This is a genomic window from Empedobacter sp. UBA6745 (assembly GCF_002453775.1).
GTDB lineage: Bacteria > Bacteroidota > Bacteroidia > Flavobacteriales > Weeksellaceae > Empedobacter > Empedobacter falsenii_C.
The window spans coordinates 126,701-151,885 of sequence record NZ_DKHL01000038.1 but is presented as its reverse complement, the minus strand read 5'-3'; the positions used below and the strand labels follow the sequence as shown (position 1 = coordinate 151,885).

Annotated in this window: 22 protein-coding genes; 14 read left to right on the top strand and 8 right to left on the bottom strand. The window is 31.3% G+C overall.

Annotated features, from left to right (window positions below):
- The first annotated feature begins 46 nt into the window (after positions 1 to 46).
- The 6 genes from B4H69_RS11550 (at position 47) to B4H69_RS11525 (ending at position 8,602) form a co-directional block, all read left to right on the top strand.
- Positions 47 to 736, top strand: coding sequence for a response regulator transcription factor (locus tag B4H69_RS11550; RefSeq protein ID WP_114999365.1), 690 nt, complete (start codon positions 47 to 49; stop codon positions 734 to 736).
- Positions 720 to 2,087, top strand: coding sequence for a HAMP domain-containing sensor histidine kinase (locus B4H69_RS11545; RefSeq protein WP_280046041.1), 1,368 nt, complete (start codon positions 720 to 722; stop codon positions 2,085 to 2,087). Before B4H69_RS11550 ends, B4H69_RS11545 begins: the two co-directional genes overlap by 17 nt.
- Positions 2,088 to 2,355: 268 nt before the next feature.
- Positions 2,356 to 3,033 (top strand): MgtC/SapB family protein, encoded by a 678-nt coding sequence (locus B4H69_RS11540; protein ID WP_260392420.1) that lies wholly within the window; start codon positions 2,356 to 2,358, stop codon positions 3,031 to 3,033.
- A gap of 41 nt (positions 3,034 to 3,074) precedes the next feature.
- Positions 3,075 to 4,205, top strand: coding sequence for an efflux RND transporter periplasmic adaptor subunit (locus B4H69_RS11535; protein WP_291094042.1), 1,131 nt, complete (start codon positions 3,075 to 3,077; stop codon positions 4,203 to 4,205).
- Positions 4,206 to 4,218: 13 nt separating this feature from the next.
- Entirely contained in the window at positions 4,219 to 7,326 is a 3,108-nt protein-coding gene (locus B4H69_RS11530; RefSeq protein ID WP_291094040.1) for an efflux RND transporter permease subunit, read from the top strand.
- Position 7,327: 1 nt separating this feature from the next.
- A complete protein-coding gene (locus B4H69_RS11525) occupies positions 7,328 to 8,602 on the top strand; it encodes a TolC family protein (RefSeq protein WP_291094038.1) in 1,275 nt (424 codons plus the stop codon).
- Positions 8,603 to 8,764: 162 nt separating this feature from the next.
- On the opposite strand, the gene B4H69_RS11520 is transcribed toward B4H69_RS11525, so the two are convergent.
- The 4 genes from B4H69_RS11520 to aroB are packed head-to-tail and all read right to left on the bottom strand — an operon-like array spanning position 8,765 to position 12,115.
- The gene (locus B4H69_RS11520; protein ID WP_291094035.1) at positions 8,765 to 10,096 is read right to left on the bottom strand and encodes an MATE family efflux transporter; all 1,332 of its coding nucleotides are present in this window, start codon (positions 10,094 to 10,096) and stop codon (positions 8,765 to 8,767) included.
- 9 nt (positions 10,097 to 10,105) lie between these two features.
- On the bottom strand, positions 10,106 to 10,492 hold the full coding sequence (locus tag B4H69_RS11515) for a hypothetical protein (RefSeq protein WP_147279964.1): 387 nt from the start codon (positions 10,490 to 10,492) through the stop codon (positions 10,106 to 10,108).
- Between the two features lie 46 nt (positions 10,493 to 10,538).
- Positions 10,539 to 11,075 carry a peptide-methionine (R)-S-oxide reductase MsrB gene (gene msrB, locus B4H69_RS11510; protein ID WP_180906153.1) on the bottom strand — a complete coding sequence of 179 codons (537 nt, stop codon included), beginning with the start codon at positions 11,073 to 11,075 and terminating at the stop codon, positions 10,539 to 10,541.
- On the bottom strand, positions 11,063 to 12,115 hold the full coding sequence (aroB, locus tag B4H69_RS11505; protein ID WP_084106957.1) for a 3-dehydroquinate synthase: 1,053 nt from the start codon (positions 12,113 to 12,115) through the stop codon (positions 11,063 to 11,065). Before aroB ends, msrB begins: the two co-directional genes overlap by 13 nt.
- A gap of 161 nt (positions 12,116 to 12,276) precedes the next feature.
- Between aroB and B4H69_RS11500 the strand changes: the two genes are divergently transcribed.
- From B4H69_RS11500 to B4H69_RS11470, 7 genes are all read left to right on the top strand, one after another.
- On the top strand, positions 12,277 to 13,431 hold the full coding sequence (locus tag B4H69_RS11500; protein ID WP_180906154.1) for a GlmU family protein: 1,155 nt from the start codon (positions 12,277 to 12,279) through the stop codon (positions 13,429 to 13,431).
- A gap of 129 nt (positions 13,432 to 13,560) precedes the next feature.
- On the top strand, positions 13,561 to 14,598 hold the full coding sequence (locus B4H69_RS11495; protein ID WP_038336998.1) for a PLP-dependent cysteine synthase family protein: 1,038 nt from the start codon (positions 13,561 to 13,563) through the stop codon (positions 14,596 to 14,598).
- Positions 14,599 to 14,691: 93 nt separating this feature from the next.
- The gene (locus B4H69_RS11490) at positions 14,692 to 15,951 is read left to right on the top strand and encodes an aminotransferase class I/II-fold pyridoxal phosphate-dependent enzyme (protein ID WP_180906155.1); all 1,260 of its coding nucleotides are present in this window, start codon (positions 14,692 to 14,694) and stop codon (positions 15,949 to 15,951) included.
- A gap of 162 nt (positions 15,952 to 16,113) precedes the next feature.
- Positions 16,114 to 17,184 carry a 3-phosphoserine/phosphohydroxythreonine transaminase gene (serC, locus tag B4H69_RS11485; protein ID WP_180906156.1) on the top strand — a complete coding sequence of 357 codons (1,071 nt, stop codon included), beginning with the start codon at positions 16,114 to 16,116 and terminating at the stop codon, positions 17,182 to 17,184.
- Positions 17,185 to 17,271: 87 nt separating this feature from the next.
- Positions 17,272 to 18,222 (top strand): D-2-hydroxyacid dehydrogenase, encoded by a 951-nt coding sequence (locus tag B4H69_RS11480; RefSeq protein ID WP_180906157.1) that lies wholly within the window; start codon positions 17,272 to 17,274, stop codon positions 18,220 to 18,222.
- A gap of 33 nt (positions 18,223 to 18,255) precedes the next feature.
- On the top strand, positions 18,256 to 19,503 hold the full coding sequence (locus B4H69_RS11475; protein ID WP_180906158.1) for a DUF1015 domain-containing protein: 1,248 nt from the start codon (positions 18,256 to 18,258) through the stop codon (positions 19,501 to 19,503).
- A gap of 3 nt (positions 19,504 to 19,506) precedes the next feature.
- Positions 19,507 to 20,166, top strand: a complete 660-nt coding sequence (locus B4H69_RS11470) for a YggS family pyridoxal phosphate-dependent enzyme (protein ID WP_180906159.1) — start codon at positions 19,507 to 19,509, stop codon at positions 20,164 to 20,166.
- Between the two features lie 77 nt (positions 20,167 to 20,243).
- Here B4H69_RS11470 and B4H69_RS11465 read toward each other — a convergent pair whose 3' ends face one another.
- The gene (locus tag B4H69_RS11465) at positions 20,244 to 21,179 is read right to left on the bottom strand and encodes a pyridoxal-phosphate dependent enzyme (protein ID WP_180906160.1); all 936 of its coding nucleotides are present in this window, start codon (positions 21,177 to 21,179) and stop codon (positions 20,244 to 20,246) included.
- 2 nt (positions 21,180 to 21,181) lie between these two features.
- Positions 21,182 to 21,559 (bottom strand): RidA family protein, encoded by a 378-nt coding sequence (locus B4H69_RS11460; protein WP_180906161.1) that lies wholly within the window; start codon positions 21,557 to 21,559, stop codon positions 21,182 to 21,184.
- A gap of 105 nt (positions 21,560 to 21,664) precedes the next feature.
- On the opposite strand from B4H69_RS11460, the gene B4H69_RS11455 reads away from it, so the two are divergent.
- The gene (locus B4H69_RS11455; protein ID WP_180906162.1) at positions 21,665 to 22,162 is read left to right on the top strand and encodes a MarR family winged helix-turn-helix transcriptional regulator; all 498 of its coding nucleotides are present in this window, start codon (positions 21,665 to 21,667) and stop codon (positions 22,160 to 22,162) included.
- 58 nt (positions 22,163 to 22,220) lie between these two features.
- On the opposite strand, the gene B4H69_RS11450 is transcribed toward B4H69_RS11455, so the two are convergent.
- Entirely contained in the window at positions 22,221 to 24,623 is a 2,403-nt protein-coding gene (locus tag B4H69_RS11450; RefSeq protein ID WP_180906163.1) for an outer membrane beta-barrel family protein, read from the bottom strand.
- Positions 24,624 to 24,773: 150 nt separating this feature from the next.
- Complete coding sequence (locus B4H69_RS11445; RefSeq protein WP_180906164.1) at positions 24,774 to 25,136, bottom strand: hypothetical protein; 363 nt, start codon at positions 25,134 to 25,136, stop codon at positions 24,774 to 24,776.
- Positions 25,137 to 25,185 lie beyond the last annotated feature (49 nt).

The following is a 25,185-nucleotide window of genomic DNA, read 5'->3' as shown; positions in this document are numbered from 1 at the left end:
TGAAATTAATGGAATGTCCTTAAAACTAAAACCTTATTTTTGTAGTATGCATATTTTAGTAGTAGAAGATGATCAAAGAATGTCTGAATTAATTCGAAGAGGATTAATAGAAAATGGATTCGAAGTTACTGTAGTTTATGATGGTGAAATGGCACTTAAATTAGCTCTTCGCGAAGAGTATGATTTAATTGTATCTGACATAATTTTACCTAAATTAAGTGGATTAGATTTTTGTCAAGAAATCAAAAAACAGAAACCTTTTCTTCCTATTATTATGTTAACAGCTCTTGGAACAACAGATGATAAAGTAGAAGGATTTGATGCTGGTGCAGATGATTATATGGTGAAACCTTTTGAAATGCGAGAACTTGTTGCTAGAATAGGGGTTTTATCAAAAAGAAATTTTAATCATAATTCACAATCCTTTTTATTAAAATATGATACTTTAGAGATGAATCTTCATACTAAAATTATAAAAAGAGAAGAAAAAGAAATTGATTTAACACCTAAAGAATTTCGATTATTACAGTATATGCTAGAAAATAAAGAACGAGTTTTGTCTAGAAATGAAATTGCAGAAAATGTTTGGGACACACATTTTGATACAGGAACTAATTTTATTGATGTTTATATAAATTATTTAAGAAATAAAATTGATAAACATTTTTCTACAAAACTAATTCACACAAAAACAGGTCAGGGATTTATATTTAAAAAAGATGAAAATAAAAGTTAAACTGACGATTTTATTCACTTTGCTTACAGCTGCAATACTTTTCTTTTTTGCTTTTATTATTTATTATTCAGCTAAAAAAGATAGAGAAAAAGAGTTTTTTGAATTATTGAAAAAAGAAGCAATTACAAAATCAAATCTTTTTCTTAAAGCTAAAGTTCCTTCAGAAGTTTTACATAATATTTATCATAATAATAGACAAACAATCAATGAAGTAGAAGTTGCGGTTTATAATCAAAACAAAAAACTACTTTATCATGATGCTGTTGAAATAGATTTTGTAAAAGAAACTGACGAATTATTTGATGAAATACAACAAAAAGGATTTGTAATTTTTTATCAAGATAAATGGCAAGTGGTTGGAATGAATTATGTTGTAGATGGCAATCATTACATTGTAACAGCGGCTGCTTTAGACGAATATGGATACAGTAAAATGAACAATTTATTGAAAAACATCATACTGATTTATATTCTTTCTTTGCTATTAATTATTTTGTCTGCTTTCTTTTTTACAAATAAAGCAATCAATCCTGTAAAAGAAATAACAAATAAAGCCAAACAAATTTCTGCTTCGAATTTAGATTTGAGAATTGAATTGAAGTCAAAAGGAGATGAGTTAGCAGAATTAACAACAACAATTAATCAAATGTTGCAACGATTAGAAAACTCTTTTGATGCACAAAAAAACTTTGTTTCTAATATTGCGCATGAACTTCGTACACCTTTGGCGGCAATTATAACAGAGTTAGAAATGGCTGTAGATAAAGAGCATACTAACGAAGAATATCAACAGTTAATCCAATTTGCATTGAATGATACGAAAAGAATTGTTCGTCTTTCAAATAGTTTGCTTGATATGGCAAAAGCAAGTTATGATCCTTCGGAAATAAATTTTAAAACGATTCGGATTGATGAAATACTTTTAGATTCTGTTGCGCAAATTCAAAAAAGCAATAAAGAGTATAAAGTAGATTTAAATTTTATTAGAATACCAGAAGAAGAAAACGAAGTTGCAGTTATAGGAAATGAGTATTTATTAAAGGTTGCTTTTACTAATTTAATAGAAAATGCTTGCAAATATTCAATTGATAATAGTTGTATTGTTCAAGTTGATTTTGATGATAAAGAAGTGAAAATTAATTTTATTAATAAAGGAGATAAAATTGATCAAGAAGAATTAGCATTGATTTTTAAACCTTTTTTTAGAAGTGATAAACATAAAAATATTCAAGGACAAGGAATAGGATTACCTTTAACAAAGAAAATTGTCGATTTACATGATGCTCGTTTAGAATTATATTCCGAAGAAGGAAAAGAGACTATTTTTCAGATCGTATTGAAGAAGTCATAATAAAACTTAAATCATTAAAAAAATATAATGGAAGCCTGCTATTTAGCAGGCTTTTTTTGTTCTAATAAAATTCTAATATTCTTCTAAAGGGTTTCTAACAGCAGTAGCTTTTGATGTATTGTAGATTTGCACCAGAAAAAAATATAATGGAAACAGATTCCCAATTTGTCAAACAATAAACCTAAGATTCATTTATAACTGCTTTTGAGATAATTGAAACTTAGGTTTGTCTTAAAAAAGGAAAAAAATGAATTTAGTGAATTTTACAATGCAGCTAGGATTAGCTTTTCTATTAGGAGCTGCAATAGGTTTAGAGCGAGAATATCGCCAAAAAAGTGCTGGATTAAGAACAAATACTTTAGTATGTGTAGGTTCAGCAGCGTTTATATTAATGTCTTATTCTATCGGAGGTGATGCAGTAGGACGAATAGCTTCATATGTTATCAGCGGAATAGGTTTTTTGGGCGCTGGAGTAATCATGAAAGATGGATTAAGTGTAAGAGGATTGAATACTGCAGCTACGATTTGGTGTTCAGCAGCAATTGGGTTATTTGTCGGTTCAGGACTTTCAATAGAAGCAGTTATACTTACTTCAATTATAATGTTAGCCCATCTATTATTAAGACCAATTAGCAATCACATTTATCGTTATTCTTTCAAAAATAAAAACCACAAGGATACTGAATATTTATTGGTAATAAAATGTAGAAATGATGTAGAAAATCATTTGAGAGTATTACTAATGCGATCAATAGAGAATAATGAAAATCTTATGATGAAGTCTCTTTCAAGTGATGATGATTTAATAAATGATTCTGTAATGATTTCAGCAGAAATATCAGCTTTAAATCAACAAGATAGTCTTTTAGAAAAAATAGCAAGTCGATTAACAATTGAAAAAGATGTCCAGAAAATTCGTTGGGAAATTATAAGTAACGAAGTGTAAAAATAATAAACAGTAATAAGAATATACAGAAAAAATATCTCATGAAAATAACAAGATTAACTCATTTTATACTGCTTTTAGTAGGAAGTGCAATGTTTTTGACGAATAGTTGTAAAAATAAAACAGAGCAAACTGATAATCCAGATTTTTATTGGGTAAATAATGAAATAGAATTATCAGAAAATTCTCTAATAGAATCTAAATTGAAATTAGAAACAACAAAACTTCAAACGATAGAATCGGAGTTAAGTTCGACAGGAGTTGTAAAAGCAATTCCTGAACGATTTGCTCAGGTAGCATCACCTTTTGCAGGACGCATAGTAAAATCTTTCGTCACATTGGGACAGGATGTACAAAAAGGCTCTCCCATTTTTGAAATAAAATCTTCAGAATATTTTTCAGCTCAGCAAGAATATTTTTCAGCTCAGCAAGAGTTAAAACAAGCAGAAATAAATTTGAAACGTCAAAAAGATTTATACAATCATGCTGTAGGTGTAAAAAGAGAATTAGAGGAGGCTGAGACAGATTACAAGTTAAAGAAAATAGCAACAGATCAAACTGCTGCATCATTGAAAGTTTTTAATTCATCTTCTAGAGTAGGAATGGGGCAATCTTTAATTGTTCGGTCTCCTATTTCTGGACGAGTTGTAAGCAGTGATTTAGTTGTTGGACAATTCATAAAAGAAGATCATGAAGCTTTAGTTACAGTAGCAGAATTATCAAAGGTATGGATTTCGGCACAAGTAAAAGAACATAATTTAGGTTTCTTAGAAGAGTTAAAACATATAACATTTACAGTTGATGCTTTTCCATCAAAAATATTCGAAGGAAAAGTAATTAATATAGGACAATTATTAAATGAAGAAACGAGGAGTGTTGATGTGCTTATAGAAACGGATAATAATCAATTTGTTTTAAAACCAGGAATGTATGTTAACGTAACATTGAATAGTCTAGATAAAGAAGAGATAATCCTTCCTGCTAAAGCTGTTTTTCAAGAAAAAGAAAATCAATATGTTTTTGTGAAAATAGGTGATAGAAAATATCGAAAAGCAAATGTAAAAGCAATTGGAACTTCAGAAAATAACGATTTTGTTCGTGTTACAGATGGTTTAAAAGTAGGAGAAAGAGTAGTGATTGAAGGAGGTATCTTTTTAATGGGAGCAAAATAAATAAGCTATTGAGATGAATAAACTAATAGAAATGGCGATTGCCAAAAAATGGTTAATGGTAGCTTTGTTTTCTTTGGCTGCATTCTTTGGATATTATTCTTGGAAACAATTATCTATCGAAGCTTATCCTGATATCGCAGATGTAACTTCACAAGTTGTAACTCAAGTTCCTGGGTTGGCTGCGGAAGAAGTAGAACAACAAATAACAATTCCAATAGAAAGAGAGCTAAATGGTTTACCAGGTATGCATGTTATGCGTAGCAAAAGTACATTTGGATTATCTATAATTACGATTGTATTTAAAGATGGAGTAGATGATTATTGGGCTCGTATGAGAATTCAAGAACGATTGAATGATATTGAGTTGCCGTATGGAGCTGAACCAGGATTAGATCCTTTAACATCTCCTATTGGAGAAGTATTTCGTTATATTATTGAAAGTGACACAAAAAGTTTAAGAGAATTAACAGATTTACAACGTTTTGTTATTGTACCAAGAATTAATCAAGTTTCAGGAGTTGCAGAAGTAACAAATTTTGGAGGAATCACAACGCAATATCAAATAGAAATAGATCCAAATAAATTAACTCAGTATGATGTATCGTTAAATGATGTTGTAGAAACAATAGAAAAAAACAACATTAATGCAGGAGGAAGTACATTACCTCAAGGAGATATAGGATATGTGATTAGAGGAATAGGTCTTGTAAAAGATTTAGAAGATTTTGGTAAGATTGTTATTAAATCAGAAAAAGGTGTAACTGTTTTATTATCAGATATTGGAGAGTTAAAATATGGAAACTTAGAACGAAAAGGAATTTTAGGTTATAGCGATAAAAGCCGAAATCATAGTGACGGAATTGAAGGGATAGTTTTATTGTTAAAAGGAGAAGATACTTCTGTAGTTTTAGAAGGTATTCATGAAGCTGTAGATGAATTGAATAATGATTTGTTGCCAAAAGATGTAAAAATACATGCATTTTTAGATCGTACAGATTTAGTCGATACAACACTTAATACTGTTTCATACACATTAATGGAAGGTATTTGTTTAGTCGTTATTGTACTTATTGTATTTCTTGGAAGTTGGAGAGGAGCTCTTCTAGTAGCGATAACAATTCCTATTTCATTGCTTATTGCATTTATATTAATGCATTTTACATCTATTCCAGCTAATCTACTTTCGTTAGGAGCTATAGATTTCGGAATTATTGTAGATGGAGCTATTGTGATGATGGAAACTGTTTTGAAAAAAAGAGAGGAAAATCCAAAAGAAGAATTAAAGGAGAAAACTATTTCAACGGTTGCAAAGCAAGTAGCAAAACCAATATTTTTTGCAACACTAATTATTATAACAGCTTATTTACCATTGTTCGCTTTTGAAAGAGTAGAACGTAAACTTTTTACTCCGATGGCTTTTACTGTTGGTTATGCATTATTTGGAGCTTTATCAGTTGCACTTTTATTAATCCCAGGATTAGCATTTGTAATGTATAAAAAACCAAGAAAAATTTATCATAATAAATGGTTGGAAAAGCTGACGAAATCTTATTCAAAGGTTATCAAAAAAATAGTTGCTAAACCCAAAAAAGTTATTCTACCATTACTTCTAATTCTTGCTAGCGCGATAGTATTATCTATTTCTGTTGGAAAAGATTTTTTACCAACATTAGACGAAGGTTCTATTTGGTTACAAGTAGAATTACCTCCAGGATTATCGGTAGAGAAGTCAAAAGAAATGAGCGATGTATTGAGAGAACATACAATGAAATATGATGAAGTTACTTATGTAATGGTTCAAGCTGGTAGAAATGATGACGGAACAGATCCATGGACAGCATCTCATTTTGAAGTTTCAATAGGACTGAAACCATATAAAGAATGGCCTAGAGGAAAAACTAAGAATGATTTGATTCGAGAATTAGAATCAGAGTATGCTAGTATGCCAGGATATACAGTTGGTTTTTCTCAACCAATGATTGATGGGGTTATGGATAAAATTTCAGGAGCACATAGTGAGTTGGCTGTAAAAATATATGGGAAAGATTTTACTGAAACACGCAAAATAACTGAGAATATCATGAAAGAATTAAAAATGGTAAAAGGTGCTGCTGATGTATCAATAGATCAAGAACCGCCTTTACCTCAACTTCAAATTCATGCTAATCGAGATAAAATTGCACAATATGGATTGAATGTTTCTGATGTTTCAGAATTAATAGAAGTCGCAATTGGAGGAAAAGCTATTTCTCAAATATTTTCAGATGATAGAGTATATGATTTTACTTGTAGATATAAAGAAGATAGTAGAAATACACCAGAAAAAATAAGACAATTAACTTTGACAAATGTAGATGGTGTAAAAATACCATTAGCGCAAGTTGCGGATGTAAAACTAAATACAGGAGAAAGTACAATTACACGTGAAATGAATAAACGTCATTTGACAATAAAACTGAATTTGAGAGACCGCGATTTAAGTTCTTTCCTAAAAGAAGCCCAAAATAAAATAGAACAAAATATTGATTATGATCATAGTCAATATCATATTAAATGGAGTGGACAGTTTGAAAATCAAGACAGAGCTTATAAAAGACTTTCAGTTATTATTCCAATTGCAATATTAGTCATGTTTATACTTTTATATGCAGCATTCGGTAAATTGAGACAAGCTTTGCTTTTAATAGGAATTATTCCTTTGGCGATATTCGGTGGAATGTTAGCTTTAAATGTAAGAGGAATGACGTTGAATGTATCTTCAGCAGTAGGTTTTATTGCATTATTTGGAGTTGCAATTCAGAATGGAGTGATTATGATTTCTCAAATCAATTTACTGAAAAATAAAGGAATGGAACTTTCTCATGCTGTTATAGAAGGGACAAAAAATCGTTTCAGACCTGTTTTGATGACAGCCACAGTTGCGATTCTAGGATTATTACCAGCTTCATTAGCAACAGGAATAGGATCAGATGTTCAACGTCCATTGGCAACGGTTATCGTATACGGATTATTATTCTCAACAATCATTACACTTTTTGCCCTTCCAGCTTTGTATTATATGATCGAAAAGAAATGGGGAAAAGATTCAGTAGAAAAATCAGTTAATCAAAAACAAGATTAAAATGAAAAAATATTGGTTATTAGTTGTGTGTAGTTTGTTTATAGTAAATACTAAATTAATTGCTCAAACAACAAGTGAAAGCGAGTTAGATTATAAAAAATTTATAGAAACAGTTCAGGCAAATAATATTTCTTATACAGCAGAACGCTTTAATGTAGATATTGCCGAAACAGAAATTTTAAGTGCAAAAGCATTTGCGGATCCCGAGCTTCAATTTGAATATTTTGATAATGGAGAAGCCAAAAGAAAAATGGGACTTGGATATTCAGCGGAAGTTGGATGGGTTTTAGAATTAGGAGGAAAAAGAAAAGCTCGAATTAATTTAGCTAAAAGTGAATTTGAATTAACGAAATTAATTCTTTTAGATTATTTCAAAAATTTAAAAGCAGACGCAACATTAGGATTTCTTCAAACAATCTATCAGAAAGAAATGTTGAATGTAAAAGAGAATTCTTATAACATGATGAATCAGTTAGCAAATTCGGATGAAATAAGATTCAAATTAGGAGAGATTTCTGAAACTGATGCAAGACAAAGTCGATTAGAAACTCAGTCATTAAAAAATGAAATAATACAAGCAGAAACAGATTTTGCTACATCAAAAATTCGATTGTCAACTTTTATGGGAATTGATCAATATGCAGATTTATTTTCTACAGTAGGAGATTTGAAAACGTTTCAACGTGATTTTGATTTAATCAATTTGACTGAAATGGCCTTAAGTAATCGAACAGATTTATTAGTAGCCTTGCAAAGTAAAGATGTTAGTCAAAGAATGATTGATTTAGCTAAAGCAAATCGTGCAATAGATTTGGGATTGATTTTAGGATTAGAGCATTCAACAGCTGTTAGAAATTTGGAAGCAGAAACTCCTCAGTTCACACAAATTAAAGGAGGAATAAGTATTCCATTGAAATTTTCTAATAAATATAATAAAGAGTTAAATGTTGCTAAAATGCAATTTAAACAAGAGGAGCTAAATTATAAACAAATAGAATTAGAGATTAAATCTCAAGTAAAAGAAGCATATGAGTTGTATGAAGGTTATAAAAAACAGTTGAAACAATTTGATATTGAAATATTAAAAAATGCGAATTTAATATTAGAGGCTAAAAAATACAGTTACAAAAGAGGAAATTCGTCTTTGTTAGAAGTTTTAGATGCTCAACGAACTTATAATGAAACTCAAAATCAATATTTGGAAACTCTTTATAATTGCGCTTCAGGTCTTATTGATTTAGAAAGAGTAGTAGGAATTTGGGATATTGATTTTTAAATCTTGACTAATACTAAAGATTTATGAATTATATTCGTGATAATTTTTCAATTAAATGTCTAGGACATATTTCAACGGAAAAATTCAAAAATCTTTTATTTCAACACTTTAGGAAAATAGAATTTAGATGAAATAGTAAAAGTCGTTTTAGTGCGACTTTTATTATTGATTTAAAACTCGTTTTCTAAAAATGTACATTAACGGAAAACTGCGTAAAAACATCCAAATTCCGAATGCAATCCAAATTCCATAAATATTTAAACCAAAGTAATCTGCAAGATAAATGGTTGGTAGAAATCCAAGAAATGTTGCGATAATTAAGTTGTTTCGCAAGAGTTTTGCATCGCCCATTCCCTTGAAAAATCCATCAAAAATATAAGCCAATGTGTTGATTGGTTGCATCAGTAAAACCATCCAAAATACAGAATTGAAAATGATCAAAACATTTGGATCTTGATTGAAAATTTGCCCAATTTGATTATAAAAAATGAAACAAATCGCAATTAAAATACACGCAATTAAAACTGAATATTTGGAAATATCTTTGCTTAAAATCCAAAGTTTAGGATAGTTTCGTTCGCCTTGTAAACGACCTGCCATCGCGTTTCCAGCACCTGCATATCCGTCAATAAAGAATGAAAAGAACAACCAAATATTCATCAAAATACTTTGCGCGGCGATATAATTTTTTCCGTAATCGGTGGCGTAAGAATTCGCAAGAAAAAATGCAACATTCAACGAAGCTGTTCGTAAAATAAAATTGAAACTTAAGTTGATATATTTCTTAAAAAGTGGATGAATGGTTTTTCCTGGATTTAATCCAAATGAAGTTTTCGTGAAATAGTAGTAAAACGCCATAATTACCATAATCAATTGTGCAATCAAACTTGCATAAGCAGCGCCTTTAATATGATAAGCGGGAATTATCCCATTTACTCCAAAGATTAGAATATAGTCTAAAAAGACATGAACAAATGCAGCTGTTAAACTACATTTCATTGCCCAAACGGTGTTTTGCATTCCTCTAAATGCTCCAAAAAGAGTGAGCGAAATAAGTGTTAATGGAAAACCAAATGCTCTGATTTTGTAATAATCTACTGAAAATTGAAGAACCAAATCTTTTGCATTGTACAATTCGAATAGATTTTGTGCAAAAAAATACGTTGGAACAAAAATAAGTAAACTCAAAAATAGATTGAAATACAACGCTTGCGGAACTAAAGTTTTGAGACTTTCCAATTTATTTGCTCCAAAACTTTGCGAAACCAAAGACGAAATAGAGGTTTTGGTTTGGGCAACAATCCAGATAATTCCTGAAAGAAAAGAACCAGCTAAACCAGTCGCAGCAAGTGCTTCAACCGAATATTCTTTTACATTACCCACCATCGCAATATCGGTTAAGGTAATAAGAGATTCGGCAATTCCCGAAAAAATAGCAGGAATCGCTAATTGATTAATTTGTTTGAACGTAATTCTATCCGAAACCAAATTCATTTCGAAAAATTATTTTTTTACGCGTTTGTACGGAGGTTTGTTTTTGATGATTTGACTCAACATAAATAAAGTAGTTCCGACCAATGTGAAATAACCTAAAAGTGGTAAGCCCGGAATGTGATAATCGTTGTATTTGAACATGAAAATACATGCTAAATATCCAGCGAAAATCAAATAATAAATTACTTTTTTGAATGATCCGTATGTAAATTTTCCTCGAATATATTCAATCAAGTTCAACAGAATTAAGAAGAAATAAAAACCGAAAAAGATATAGCGTAATGGATTAATCGGACGATCGGTTGTTCTTATATTTACCATTAAATTGTAATTGTAAACACCGTTATAAATTAATAACAATAAGATAAGAACGATAATAATACGAAGTATTTTCATAAAGTATTTTTACATTAAAAAAAGCTGTTGAAACAGCTTTTTGATTTTATTTTACAGGTTTGAAATCTAACGAAAGCGAATTTACACAATAACGTAAACCAGTTTCTGTAGGTCCGTCATCAAAAACGTGTCCCAAGTGGCTTCCGCAATTTCCACAAAGAATTTCTGTTCTCTTCATTCCGTGTGAAGTGTCTACGCGTTCTACGATTTTACCTTCTTTTATTTCTTTGTCGAAACTTGGCCAACCACAATGTCCGTCAAATTTAGAAGAAGAAGAAAACAATTCTTCTCCACACGCATTACACGTATAAATTCCGTTCTCGAAATGCATGTTGAATTTTCCTGTAAAAGGACGTTCTGTACCAGCTTCTCTTAAAACATAATACTCTTCAGAAGAAAGTTCTTTTTTCCATTCTTCGTTTGACTTATTGATATTGAATTGAGGTTTTTCGTTCATCGTAACAGTGTTTGAAGGTTGTTCTACTTTAGCATCTTCTTTCTTGTGTTGAGATGTACAAGCAACCATAAGGCTTAATATTAATCCAACAACAAAAAAAGAAATATTTTTTTTTAGGCAATCCATTGATTATATTTTTCAAAAGCTTGTCTGATTTCTTCTTCAGTACAAACTACATCATAACGACAATTTCCAATCTTGTTGATCAAACTAAAGTTGATTGAATTGTTTTGATTTTTTTTGTCGTGTTTCATCCATTCCATTAAGTTCGGAAAAATTTTCATATCAATTGTATTTAAAGCATACATTGACGAAAAACTTTCACAAACTTCTTCTACATCAGCTTTAGAAATTAATTCTTGATCATAACTAAGGAACGTTTCAATAATCATTCCGATTACAATTGCTTCACCATGTAAAAGTGGAAAATCAGTTTCTAAGGATTCACTTTCGATGGCATGACCAATTGTATGACCAAAATTTAAAATTTTGCGTTCACCTTTTTCATACGGATCATTGTCAACCACATTTTCTTTGATATGAATAGAATCCATGATAAAAGGCGCCAAAGCTTCAGCATCGTGCGAAGGTAATTGCACCAAATTATCCCAATGATCACGATTTTTGATTAAACCATGTTTCAACATTTCTGCCAAACCAGATTTTACTTGACGTTGTTCTAATGTCAACAAAAATTTAGGATCAACTAACACCATTTCTGGCTGTGTAAATGTCCCGATCATGTTTTTCATTCCTTCTAAATCAATTCCATTTTTTCCGCCAGCAGAAGCATCGACTTGCGATAATAAGGTAGTTGGAATGTTAATAAATTTGATTCCACGCTTGAAAGTAGAGGCCATAAAACCTCCCATATCCGTTAAAACTCCACCACCAACATTGATAACTAATGAATGACGATCTGCACCCAATTCGCTTAATGCTAACCAAAGATTGGTTACAGTATCAATGTTTTTATTTTCTTCTCCAGAGTCAATTTCAAGGATTTCGTAAGCAGAAATATTGTCCAAATCGGCTAATAATAGCGGTAAACAATGCACATGAGTGTTCTCATCTACCAAAAAGAAGATAGAAGAAAAAGTGTTATTTGCAAGGTAATCGTCTAATATATATGCGATTGAACCAAAATGAATCGGAGCTGATTTCAAAATGAAAAATGTTTTTAAAATGTGCCTAAAATTACGACGACCTTTTTACATCGACCAAATATTTTGAATGATTTATTTTAGGAGGGCTGTCGATAGAATCTATATTGATATTATCGACTTATAAAATAATTATTTTTAAATTTGCACAAATTCATAGATCAATGAACATAGTTCTTTTTGATGGCGAAGAATGGGAAGATTTTTTGCCCCTAACATTTACAAGACCTGTAGCAGCCCTAAGAATGGGAATATTGAGTTTTGCAGAACGTTGGGAAAAAATACTAAATACAGAGGTTTCTTATCAAACGAAACCTTATTTGCAAGAAAAATTTCCTGCTAAACTTCAAACAGAAAATACATTTATCAACCCAACTTTTTTTCCGAATGAAAAATTAATTGAAGCGATAAAGGATTTAAAACCAAATCAAACCCTAATTTTTGACAATCAACTTGTAGCAGTTAAATCAACTGAAGAAACTCCAAAAATCACATCAGACGTTATTCAATTTGAAGATGAAGTAATACATCTACAACATTCTTGGGATATGTTTACATACAATTTTCAAGCAATTGAATTTGATTTTGATTTAGTTACAAAAGGAAGAACTTCTCAACCAATATCAGCAACCAACCAAGTTTTAGCTCCCGAAAAAATATTTATTGAAGAAGGTGCGAAAGTTGAATTTTCTATTTTGAATGCATCAGAAGGTCCAATTTATATCGGAAAAGATGCCGAAATTATGGAAGGTTCTATGATTCGTGGCGGATTAGCTTTATGCGAGCATGCAAAAATAAATATGGGTGCAAAAATATACGCTGGTTGTACGATTGGTCCTTTTTGTAAAGTTGGTGGTGAATTAAATAATTCAATCTTAACAGCATATTCAAATAAAGGACATGATGGGTTTTTAGGGAATTCTGTAATTGGAGAATGGTGCAATTTAGGCGCGGATACAAATAACTCAAACTTGAAAAATAATTATGCAGAAGTAAAGTTATGGAGTTATAACCAAAAAAGATTTGTAAAAACAGGTTTGCAATTTTGTGGTTTAATAATGGGCGATTATGCTAAATCTGCAATCAATACACAATTTAATACTGGTACAGTTGTTGGAGTTTGTGCGAACGTTTTTCAATCAGGTTTTCCACCAAATATGATTAAACATTATAGTTGGGGTGGACAATCAAACGCTCCTGTTTTTAATTTTGATAAAGCTTGTGAAGCTGCAGAAAAAATGATGGAAAGAAGAAAAATTGCTTTTACACTTGCTGATAAAAGAATTTTAGAACATATTTTTAATTTAAATAATAACTAATTTAATAACGAGTAAATCATAAGAATTTTAGTTTAAAATTGTAATATGATTAATTTTACGTGTTAATCTTTTAACAATTAATTAAAAAATCCTTAATTTTGCTTTTTGTTAGAAAAGAATATTTGTGAAATGACTGGTAAATATAAAAACGTTTTAGAGTTAATTGGAGATACTCCATTAGTTCAATTAAACAGAATTAACCAAGACATTCCAGGCGAAGTTTATGCAAAGTTAGAATGTTACAATCCTGGACATTCAACAAAAGACAGAATAGCTTTACATATTATAGAAGAGGCTGAAAAAAATGGTCTATTAAAACCTGGTGCTACGATTGTAGAAACAACTTCAGGTAACACTGGATTTGCTGTAGCTATGGTGGCTATCGTAAAAGGGTACAAATGTATCTTAGCGGTATCGGATAAAACAAAGGCAGAAAAGATTTCATTCTTGAAAGCGATGGGAGCAAAAGTATTTTTGTGCCCTGCGAATGTACCTGCTGATGATCCAAGATCATATTACGAAGTAGCAAAACGTATTGCTGCGGAAACGCCAAATTCTCTTTATATTAATCAATATTTTAATCAAGGGAATACAGAAGCTCACTATTTAACAACAGGTCCTGAAATCTGGAATCAAACAGAGGGTAAAATTACTCACCTAATCGGTTGTACAGGTACAGGAGGAACTTTGACAGGTAGTGCACGTTATATAAAAGAGCAAAACCCAGATGTAAAAATCATCGGAGTTGATGCTTATGGATCAATCTTGAAAGGTTATCACGAAACTGGTAAAATTGATCAAAATGATATCTATCCTTACAGAATCGAAGGAATGGGAAAAAATTTGGTTCCTGGAGCTTTAGATTTTGAAATGGTTGATTCTTTTATCAAAGTGACAGACGAAGAAGCTGCTTATCGCACAAGAGAAATTGCTTTGAAAGAAGGAATTATGGCAGGATATACTTCTGGTGCTGCTACACAAGCATATAAACAATTGGCTGAAGCTGGAGAATTTGACGAAAATTCTTTAGTTGTAATTTTGTATCCAGACCACGGATCACGTTATATGACAAAAGTCTTTAGTGATGATTGGATGGCAGAGCAAGGCTTTACAAATAGCAGACTCAATGGTTTAGAAGCTCGAGCAACAGTCGAAAGAATCAAATAATACGTATATTTGTAAAAATTAAATATTTAAAGTAGGTAGTGTTCGTTCACTTTCTACTTTTTTTCAATTAATAAAAAATTAAACTATAATAAAATGGACATTTTTGAACGTTTAAAACAGAACCCTGGACCATTAGGTCAATTCGCTGATTATGGTGAAGGTTATTATGTTTTTCCACAGTTAAAAGGAGAAATTGGACCCGTAATGGAATTCCAAGGTAAAAAAGTAATTACTTGGTCAATCAATAACTACTTAGGTTTAGCTAATCACCCAGAAGTTCGTAAAGCGGATGCTGATGCTGCGGCACAATATGGTATGGCTTATCCAATGGGAGCTCGTGCAATGTCTGGTCAAACAGATTATCACGCTCAATTAGAGCAAGAATTGGCTGATTTCGTTCAAAAAGAATCTGCTTATTTAATGAATTTCGGGTACCAAGGTATGGTATCTACAATTGATGCTTTAGTATCTAAAAATGATGTAATCGTTTATGATGCTGAATGTCATGCTTGTATTGTTGATGGTGTTCGTTTACACTTTGGTAAACGTTTTATTTATCAACACAATAATATCGAGAGTTTCGAAAAAACAATTATTCGTGCACGTAAATTAGCTGACAAACAAGGCGGTGGAATTTTAGTGATTACAGAAGGTGTTTTCGGAATGACAGGTAAACAAGGAATCTTGAAAGAGATTGCAGCTTACAAAGACGAATACAAATTCCGTTTATTGGTAGACGATGCACATGGTTTTGGTACTTTAGGTAAAACTGGAGCTGGAGCTGGAGAGGAGCAAGGTTGTCAAGATAAGATTGATATCTATTTCTCAACTTTCGCAAAATCTATGGCAGGTTTCGGAGCATTTATCGCTGGTAACAAAGATATTATCCGTATTTTAAAATATAATTTACGTTCTCAAATTTTCGCTAAATCATTGACAATGCCAATGGTAATCGGAGGTTTAAAACGTCTTGAATTGTTACGTTCTCAACCAGAACTTAAAGATAAGTTATGGCACAATGTAGAAAAAATTCAGAAAGGATTAGAAGAAAGAGGATTTGATATTGGAGGTTCTAACACGTGTGTTACACCAATCGTATTGAATGGTTCTCCTATCGAAGCGACTGTATTAGCGAAAGAAATGCGTGAAGAATATGGTATTTTCGTTTCTGTAGTGGTTTATCCAGTTATTCCAAAAGGAATGATTATTTTCCGTATTATCCCAACTGCTGCTCACGAAGACGAGCACATCGAATATACGTTAAACTCATTTGCTGAGATTAAAGATAAATTAGCTGACGGATATTACAAACGCAAAGCAGAAGAATTGAATGTTGATTTTGTTCAATACTAAAATAAATATTCAATCAAATAATAGAAAAACCCTAAACTAAATAAGTTTAGGGTTTTTTGTTTGTATTCTGTTCAAAAGTTAAGTAATTATTCCCTTCTTTCCACATTTGATTTACTATATTTGTTTACAAATTAAACACACAAACACACAACAATTTTAATTATGAAAATTCACAATTTTAGTGCAGGACCATGCATTTTACCACAAGTTGTTTTTGACAAAATGGCTCAAGCTTGTTTAGATTTCAACAATTCAGGAACATCAATTTTAGAAATTTCTCACCGTCGCAAAGATGCGGTAGAAGTGATTGATACAGCAAGAGCGTTGGTAAAAGAATTGATGAATGTTCCAGAAACGCATGACGTAGTTTTTATGCAAGGCGGAGCTTCATTGCAATTTCCTACTGTAGCTTACAATTTATTGAAAGAAGGCGGAAAAGCAGCTTATACACAAACAGGAAAATGGGCAGAAAATGCTATCAAAGAAGCGAAGCGTTTCGGAGAAATTGAAGTTATAGCTTCTTCAAAAGATCAAAATTATAATTATATTCCGAAAGGATATACTGTTCCTTCAGATGTAGATTATTTTCACTGCACATCAAATAATACTATTTTTGGAACACAAATGAAAGAGTTTCCAAATTCTCCAGTTCCAATGGTTTGTGATATGTCTTCGGATATTTTATCTCGCACAATTGATGTTTCTAAATTCGGAGTAATCTATGCTGGAGCTCAAAAAAATATGGGACCTGCAGGTTCTGCCGTTGCAATCGTTCAAAAAGATTTATTAGGTAAAACAGGACGTAATATTCCTGATTATTTAAACTACGAAACACATATCAAAAAAGAATCATCGTTTAACACTTGGCCAGTAATTGCAATTTACGGTGTTATGTTAAATTTACAATGGTTAAAAGAGCAAGGTGGAGTAGAAGCGATTGCAAAAATTAATACTGCAAAAGCGGATGCAATGTATGCTGAAATTGATCGTAACGGATTATTTACAGGAACTGCTACAACAGAAGATCGTTCTCAAATGAATGCTACTTTTGTCTTAAATAACGAAGATTTCAAAGCTGATTTTGACGCAATGTTAAAAGAAGCTGGAGTTGTTTCTTTGGCTGGTCACCGCGATGTTGGTGGATACCGTGCGTCAATGTACAACGCTTTACCATTAGAATCTGTTCAAGTTTTGGTAGAAGTAATGAAACAATTTGAACAAAAATTTGGTTAATCAGCAGATATTAGACGCTAGATATTAGTATTGAGAAATATATTATCTAACATCTAAAATTTCGCATCTTAATTCTATAATAAAAACATGAAAATATTAGCAAACGACGGAATTTCTAAGGCAGGAATAGAAGCTTTAGAAGCAAAAGGTTTCGAAGTAATAACTGCTCACGTAGCACAAGAACAATTAGAAAATTATATCAACGAAAACGGAATAGAAGTACTTTTAGTACGTTCTGCGACTAAAGTTCGTCAACCTTTGATTGATGCGACAAATCTTAAAATTATTGGTCGTGGTGGAGTTGGTATGGACAATATCGATGTTGCTTATGCACGCGAAAAAGGAATTCAAGTCATTAATACGCCAGCATCTTCTTCTCAATCGGTAGCAGAATTTGTGATTGCGCATTTGTTTTCTATCGTTCGTAATTTGCACCAAGCCAATCGTAATATGCCTTTAGAAGGAGATTCTAACTTCAATGGATTGAAAAAAGCTTACGCAAAAGCAATCGAATTGAGAGGGAAAACAATGGGTGTGATCGGTTTTGGTCGTATCGGTGTAGAAGTAATTCGTGAAGCGATTGGTTTAGGAATGAATATTTTAGTGTATGATAAATTTCCAGCAACACGTGACATCGAATTAGAATTTTTTGATGGTCAAAAATTAACGTTTACAATCACTTCTGTTGATTTTGATGAAGTCATTACAAAAGCAGATTTCATTTCGTTACATGTTCCAGCGCAAGATGGATATATTTTGGGCGAGAAAGAATTTGCAAAAATGAAAGATGGCGTGATTGTAATTAACACGGCTCGTGGAGGAGTTGTTGATGAAAAAGCGTTAGTTGATGCAATCGAAGATGGTAAAGTTGCAGGTGCGGCTTTAGATGTTTTCGAGAATGAGCCAACACCAGAAATGGGCTTGTTGATGAACGAATCGTTGTCGTTATCTCCTCATATTGCAGGTTCTACGAATGAAGCGCAGGACAGAATTGGAACTGAATTAGCTTCGCAAATCGTTGAGATTTACGGAAAATAATTTTGAGTTTCATTCTATCTAAAACTATTCAAAATGCCTCAATTTAAACCATTCAAAGGAATTCGACCTACAGAAGAAACTTCTCAAGAATTTGTAACGCTTGCCGTTAATCAATATTCGAAAGAAGAATTGGACTATTATATCAATAACAGAGAACACTCTTTTTTGCATATTATTTTGCCAACTTGGGACGAAACGATTCAAGATCCGAAAGAAAAATTCAGAAAAGTTCGCGAGAATTTCGAGAATTTTATTTCGAAAAAAATATTAACGCAAGACAAGTCTTCTTTTTATATTTATCAAGTGATACAGCCTGATGGACGCGAAACAAAAGGACTTTTGGGCTTGGTGAATATTGATGATTATCGTCAAAATAAAATTAAAAAACACGAAGAAACATTGGAACGTCGTGTGGAATTATTTGCTGATTATTTGAAGGAATCTCACTTCCATGCGGAGCCTGTTTTATTGACTTATAAACCTGCTCAACGTGTAGATTTGTTAATTGATACAGAAATGAAACGCAAGCCGATTCTAAAAATAGAAGAAGAAAACGGAACGCAACATTTATTGTGGAGAGTTGATAATCGATTGAATTTAAAACAATTAAAAGATTCGATCGAGAAATTGGACGAATTGTACATTGCAGATGGACATCATCGTATGGAAAGTTCGGAACGATACACAAAATTTGCGGTTGAAAATTCGAAAGATGAAGTCTATGGTGATGAAGCGTTTAATTATACGTTAGCACTTTTAGTTTCGAATGAAGATTTGATTATCAATGATTATAATCGATTAATTAAAGATTTAAATGGCTTAACTCCAGAAGCATTTTTAACTGCTTTAGAAGTTGATTTTGAAATTATTCCGAAAGTTGATGAATTAGTTGTGCCAACAAAAAAACATCATATTGTGATGTATTTAGATGGTCAATTTTATAGTTTATATGTCAAAAATAACTTATTGACAACCGAAGGATTAAGCGAGTTGGATACGTATATTTTCGAAGAAAATGTGATGAAACCAATTCTTAATATTCAAGATTCTAAAAAGGATAAACGTGTTCATTACGAATGTGGAACGCGTAATAGAGAAGGAGTGGAAGCACTTAAAAACAAGGTTGATCATCACGATTATATTGCTGCTTTTGCTTTCTATCCAGTGGATGTGAAGGATTTGCAATTGATTGCAGATTTAGGGCTTAAAATGCCTCCAAAAAGTACATATATCGAACCAAAACCTTTAAGCGGTTTTGCTGTATTCGATTTGAAAGAATAAAAAATGAGTATTCAAGAAAATTTAAAAACAATCGAAGCTACAATTCCTGCTCATGTGACATTGGTAGCGGTTTCTAAGACAAAACCTGTAGAGGATTTGCAAGAAGCTTATGCGGCTGGAATGCGAGATTTTGGAGAAAACAAAATTCAAGAAATGTGTGATAAATACGAAGTTCTTCCAAAGGATATTCGTTGGCATATGATTGGACATGTACAAACCAACAAAGTGAAGTATATGGCGCCTTTTGTGCATTTAATTCATGGAGTTGATAGTCTAAAATTGTTGAAAGAAATTCACAAACAAGCCGAAAAAAATAATCGCGTAATTGATGTATTGTTGCAACAATTTATAGCAGATGAAGAAACTAAATTTGGTTTGGATCAAGAAGAAATTCAACAAATTATGCAAGAAGAAGTTCAGCATTTACCAAATGTTCGCGTAGTTGGATTGATGGGAATGGCAACGTTTACGGAAGATGAAAATCAAATTAGAGAAGAGTTTCGTTCTTTAAAATCTAACTTTGATTCGTTGAAAAATAATTTCGAAAATCTAACTATTTTATCAATGGGAATGTCCGGAGATTATCAAATTGCGATAGAAGAAGGTAGTACAATGGTTCGCATTGGAAGTTCGATCTTTGGACATCGTAATTATTCGATTTAATAGAATATTTTTACAATACAAAACCCCTAAAATTTATGTTTTAGGGGTTTATTTTTTTATTATTTATAGAAAAATTTTTAAAAAGGTAAAGTGTCTAAATTGACATTTCCACCAGAAACGATTATCCCTATATTCATATTTTTATGACTTTCTTTTTCTTTGATTAATGCAGCTAAAGCCACAGCAGAAGAAGGTTCGCAAACAATTTTTAAACGTTCCCAAATTAATTTCATTGCTGCAATTATTTCTTGTTCTGTTACACGTATTATTTTTTCTACACCTTTTTGGATGATGGGAAAATTAATATCACCTAATTCTGTTTTCAAACCATCTGCAATTGTATTTGTTGTAATGTTAGATTCTATTTTTCCACTTTCTAACGAACGATAGGCATCATCTGCTTCAAAAGGTTCTCCACCGATTACTTTACAATTTTCACCAAAATTTTCCACAGCAATAGCTGTTCCCGCAATTAAACCTCCACCACCAACAGGAGTAAATATATAATTCAGGTCTGGATGTATTTCTAATAATTCTTTCGCTGCAGTTCCTTGTCCAAGAATAACATTGAGATCATTTGAAGGATGAATAAACGTTGCACCTTTTTGTATTTCGATTTGTTTTGCTGTTTTCTCTCTCGCTTCTAAAGTTGGTTCACACTCGATTATTTGCCCATTGTATCCTTTTACAGCGTCTTTTTTAACTTGTGGAGCAGTTTTGGGCATTACAATAAAAGCTTCAATTCCCAAGCTTTTTGCTGCAAGTGCTAAAGCTTGAGCAAAATTACCAGAAGAATGTGTCACAACTCCTTTTTGCTTTTGTTCGTCTGTAAGTTGCATGATAGCATTTGTTGCACCACGCATTTTGAAGGCACCCATTTTTTGAAAGTTTTCGCATTTAAAAAACAACTTCGCTCCAACTATTTCGTTCAATAAACTTGACGTTAAGATTGGTGTATTGTGAATAAAAGGTGAAATTCGTTGATGAGTTTCTATAATAGCTTGTTTGTACATCGTTAGGATTTTTTGATTGCGGTTACTTCAACTTCGATTAATGCGCCATAGTGCAATTTATTTGTAGGAATAACACATCTCGTTGGTTTATGAGTTCCGAAAAAGTTACTGTAAACGGTATTTACTTCATCCCACAATTGAATATTCGGAATGTAAATTCGAACCTGTAATATATGGTTTTTATCGCTATTAGCTTCATGTAATATCGTTTCGATATTTTTTAAAACTAAGTTAGTTTGCTCTGAAATTGTTGTTGGAATTTTCTTGGTTTTGCGGTCAATTGGTAATTGACCAGAAAGATATAGAATTCCATTATGTTCTATGCATTGTGAGTAATGTCCATTTGCAATTGGCATATTTTCGGTTTGAATAATTTTCATTTTCTTATTGATTTTAAATATATCTTTATATCAAGATATATTTAAAATATATCAAATTATCTTTACATCAAGATAATTTGTACATTTGTTTTTCAATTAATTGTGATGAAAAAAGATAAAGATTTAATTGATGCATTAATTGCTGATTGGAATATAGAACGTCCAGATTTGGATGTTGATGCAATGCAGATTGTAGGTAGAGTGATGAAATTGGGTAAGATTTTCGAGAATAGAGCAAGTTTGGCTTTAAAGGAAAATGGAATCTATTATACTGATTTAGATGTGTTAGCAACGCTTCGTCGTTCAGGAGAACCTTATCAATTAACGCCAAAACAATTGATGGAATCTGTTGTAATTACTTCCGGAGCGATGACAGCACTTTTGAATCGCTTAACAAAATTAGAATTAATTTATCGTGCGGCAGATGAAAATGATGGACGAATAAGTTTGGCTGGACTTACAGAAAAAGGAAAGAAAATTATTGATGAAGCTATCAAAAAAAGATTTGATGAAGCTAAAAATTCAATTCAAATTTTGAATAAAAAAGAACAAGAGAATTTATCTATTCTATTAAAAAAGCTTTTGATAGAATTGGATCAATAATTATTATAAAAAAAACCTGAACAGATTTGTTCAGGTTTTATTCATTCAGGAATAAATTTTAACCATTTCCTCCACTACTGCTTTGTTCTTGGTTAGATTTTGAACGTTCTATATTAAATTGTTTTCCGAAATTGTAACTAATTCCAATACGATACATTCTGAATGGTTGACTAATACTTGTGCTGACTACGTCGTTTGATACATTTGTGTAAGTTCCATTTCTATTTTCGAAAAGGTTAGAGATATTTGCCGAAAGTTGCAATTTCTTATTAAATACCATTGCTCTTAATCCTATATTATGGCGCATAAAATCTCCAGATTTCTCCAAACCATCTGTACTTTTAGTGTAATATGAATACGTATAATTCGCAAAAAGTGTTTTCTTTTTATTTAAATCTAAATTATTTGTAATTCTAAATTCCCCATTCATTCCATCCAATGTATAATTCATTTCCGGAATTTTACTTGTTGTTTTACGATAGAAAACATCTGCCGAGGCATTTATTTTCCACCATTTATAAGGTTTTATATTAATGTTTTCACTTAGACCAATACTATATGTTTTTCCAATATTATAAGGCTTAGAAAGTGTAATCTTTGTATCAGGATCTTTTATGCTTACTTGTTCAAAAAGATCGTTCGCATTGCGGTAATACAAACTTGTTACCAATAAATCTTTGTACGCATGTTCTAACTCGAAATTATTTGAATTAGAAGGTGTTAAATTTGGATTACCTTCCGAATAACTATATTCATTTTGTTTCGTTCTTCTCGGATTTAAATACCAAATAAATGGACGATCCACACGACGACTATAGTTTAAAGTAAATGAATGATTTTCTGAAGATTGATACATTAAATAAGCAGTTGGATATAAGCCATCGTAAGTTTTTTCGTAATTATCTTTCGGATCTTCCATAATACTTTTCACTTGTGCATGCTCATAACGTAAACCAACTTTTCCTGTTAACTTTTCGCTCAATTTTTTTTCTATCGAATAGTATAACGCATAGACATTTTCCTTGTATTTGTATTTGCTAGCAAAATCAGTATCTTCATGGAAATCATTATTCGGATTAAGTTTTAAAAATCGTTGATTTTCTGCTTCATCTGTTGCCCAACGTAAACGTGTTCCATAATTCATCTTCCACGAATTAATAGGATGCTCCATATCGATGCTTGCATTGAATCGGTTTGAAGAACCATTATTTAAGCTGTAATTATTTTGGTATTTACCAGGAATTTCTGTCCAATTAGGATTAAACTCATTGCTGATATTTTTGAGATTCATATCATTTTCATTGTTCGAATAATCAAAATCGAAGGTTAACTTTTGTCCATCCGTTTTGAATTTTTTGATGATATGGTAATTCAATCCTAGATAATTCCAATTCCACTTTCCACCATCTCTATTCGTTGTCATATAACGATCTGTTGTGTTATTTTCTAAATCGAAAATATCAAAGATTGAACCTCCTTTATTTTTTCCTTCACTCTTCGAAATATTAAAATTGAAACCTGTGATTAAATTGTCATTAATTTGATAATCGACTCCAATTCGACCGCCATAATAATTATTATCATTTTTATTGATGTCATCCGAACTCCATTTTTCGTCGGGATACAAAGTTGTATTTTTACTTTTATCATACCAATTTCCTGCACCGTTGTAAATATTAGAAGTTAAGGTCCATTTTCCTTTGCGGTAATTGATATTTCCACTCAAATTAAATCCACCGTATTTTTGCTGATTGTACGAAGTAGAAATAGAACCATTCATGCTATCTTGTTTTGCATTTTTCAATACAATGTTGATGATTCCACTGTTTCCTGTCGCATCGTATTTGGCTGGAGGATTTGTAATGACTTCAATTTTATCAATATCTTCTGTTCGAATGGTTTTCAGATAATTTGCCAATTGTTCACTACTCATTTGCATTAATCGGTCATTAATCATGACGCTAACCGAGCCTTTTCCAATAATAGAAATAGCGTCTGTCGCTTCTTCCACCTTAATACGAGGAGCAAGTTTTAACGCATCTAAGGCATTTCCTCCTTTTGCACCTTCTGCTTGATCGACATTGAAAATTAATCGGTCTACTTTCTTTTCAACTAATTTTTTTTGTCCTGTTACAACGGCTTCCGTTAACGTTACATTTTCATTTTTTGGAACTAAAATAACACCTAAATCAGCATTTTTAGTAACTTGTAGCGTAACTGAATGTAATGTAACACCAGCTTCTTCTATTTTGAAAGTATACGAACCTTCATCTAAAACTACTGAGAAATGTCCATTTTCGTCTGTAGAGATTTCATCTACAATTTTATCACCCTGCGAAATCACAACATCTGCTAAAGCTACAGGTGTTTGATTGGTGTATTGAATAATTCCTTTTACATTTTGTTGCGCATACGTTTGAATTGCTGCAATGCAAACAATAGGAAAAAAGTATTTTTTCATAGTTATTAAGTTATTAAGTTATTAAGTTATTAAGTTATTAAGTTATTAAGTTATTAATATTAATAAGGCGCAACAACATTTGAAAAGTTACATGGCTAAATGTTAAACAATTCTTAAATATATTTAATGTGAAGTATGATTGATAAAAATTTAAAAACTGTTAATTTTATAATCAACAAAAACGGTGTCATTTTTAATAATTATTTGCATATTTTTATCTAAAGGTTTACCATTTGTAAAATATCCAGTATTAATAGATTTAGTTAGATTGTTAATTTTATATGTTAATTGATAGGATCCATCACCATGAGAAATATTGTTCATATCAAGTACATTATTGAAATTTTTCCCTTTTTCAAGTTTTTTTACATATATAAATGAATTTTCAGCAGAAAATTTTACGTTTTCTATTTTAAAACTAGAATCATTTATTATTTTAATCTTGATTCCTTTTTTATACGTACAAGATGTAATTAAAAACAATAATATTATTAATTTAAGATTTTGTTTCATAAAAGTGCTTTGAAAAACAAAGTAAGAAGTTATTTATTAATTTTAAAAT

What these genes read in the sequence shown, in the direction of transcription:
- B4H69_RS11550 (WP_114999365.1), top strand. Translation starts at nt 47, where the DNA reads ATGCATATTTTAGTAGTAGAAGATGATCAAAGAATGTCTGAATTAATT.
- B4H69_RS11545 (WP_280046041.1), top strand. Translation starts at nt 720, where the DNA reads ATGAAAATAAAAGTTAAACTGACGATTTTATTCACTTTGCTTACAGCT.
- B4H69_RS11540 (WP_260392420.1), top strand. Translation starts at nt 2,356, where the DNA reads ATGCAGCTAGGATTAGCTTTTCTATTAGGAGCTGCAATAGGTTTAGAG.
- B4H69_RS11535 (WP_291094042.1), top strand. Translation starts at nt 3,075, where the DNA reads ATGAAAATAACAAGATTAACTCATTTTATACTGCTTTTAGTAGGAAGT.
- B4H69_RS11530 (WP_291094040.1), top strand. Translation starts at nt 4,219, where the DNA reads ATGAATAAACTAATAGAAATGGCGATTGCCAAAAAATGGTTAATGGTA.
- B4H69_RS11525 (WP_291094038.1), top strand. Translation starts at nt 7,328, where the DNA reads ATGAAAAAATATTGGTTATTAGTTGTGTGTAGTTTGTTTATAGTAAAT.
- B4H69_RS11520 (WP_291094035.1), bottom strand. Translation starts at nt 10,096, where the DNA reads ATGAATTTGGTTTCGGATAGAATTACGTTCAAACAAATTAATCAATTA.
- B4H69_RS11515 (WP_147279964.1), bottom strand. Translation starts at nt 10,492, where the DNA reads ATGAAAATACTTCGTATTATTATCGTTCTTATCTTATTGTTATTAATT.
- msrB (WP_180906153.1), bottom strand. Translation starts at nt 11,075, where the DNA reads ATGGATTGCCTAAAAAAAAATATTTCTTTTTTTGTTGTTGGATTAATA.
- B4H69_RS11500 (WP_180906154.1), top strand. Translation starts at nt 12,277, where the DNA reads ATGAACATAGTTCTTTTTGATGGCGAAGAATGGGAAGATTTTTTGCCC.
- B4H69_RS11495 (WP_038336998.1), top strand. Translation starts at nt 13,561, where the DNA reads ATGACTGGTAAATATAAAAACGTTTTAGAGTTAATTGGAGATACTCCA.
- B4H69_RS11490 (WP_180906155.1), top strand. Translation starts at nt 14,692, where the DNA reads ATGGACATTTTTGAACGTTTAAAACAGAACCCTGGACCATTAGGTCAA.
- serC (WP_180906156.1), top strand. Translation starts at nt 16,114, where the DNA reads ATGAAAATTCACAATTTTAGTGCAGGACCATGCATTTTACCACAAGTT.
- B4H69_RS11480 (WP_180906157.1), top strand. Translation starts at nt 17,272, where the DNA reads ATGAAAATATTAGCAAACGACGGAATTTCTAAGGCAGGAATAGAAGCT.
- B4H69_RS11475 (WP_180906158.1), top strand. Translation starts at nt 18,256, where the DNA reads ATGCCTCAATTTAAACCATTCAAAGGAATTCGACCTACAGAAGAAACT.
- B4H69_RS11470 (WP_180906159.1), top strand. Translation starts at nt 19,507, where the DNA reads ATGAGTATTCAAGAAAATTTAAAAACAATCGAAGCTACAATTCCTGCT.
- B4H69_RS11465 (WP_180906160.1), bottom strand. Translation starts at nt 21,179, where the DNA reads ATGTACAAACAAGCTATTATAGAAACTCATCAACGAATTTCACCTTTT.
- B4H69_RS11460 (WP_180906161.1), bottom strand. Translation starts at nt 21,559, where the DNA reads ATGAAAATTATTCAAACCGAAAATATGCCAATTGCAAATGGACATTAC.
- B4H69_RS11455 (WP_180906162.1), top strand. Translation starts at nt 21,665, where the DNA reads ATGAAAAAAGATAAAGATTTAATTGATGCATTAATTGCTGATTGGAAT.
- B4H69_RS11450 (WP_180906163.1), bottom strand. Translation starts at nt 24,623, where the DNA reads ATGAAAAAATACTTTTTTCCTATTGTTTGCATTGCAGCAATTCAAACG.
- B4H69_RS11445 (WP_180906164.1), bottom strand. Translation starts at nt 25,136, where the DNA reads ATGAAACAAAATCTTAAATTAATAATATTATTGTTTTTAATTACATCT.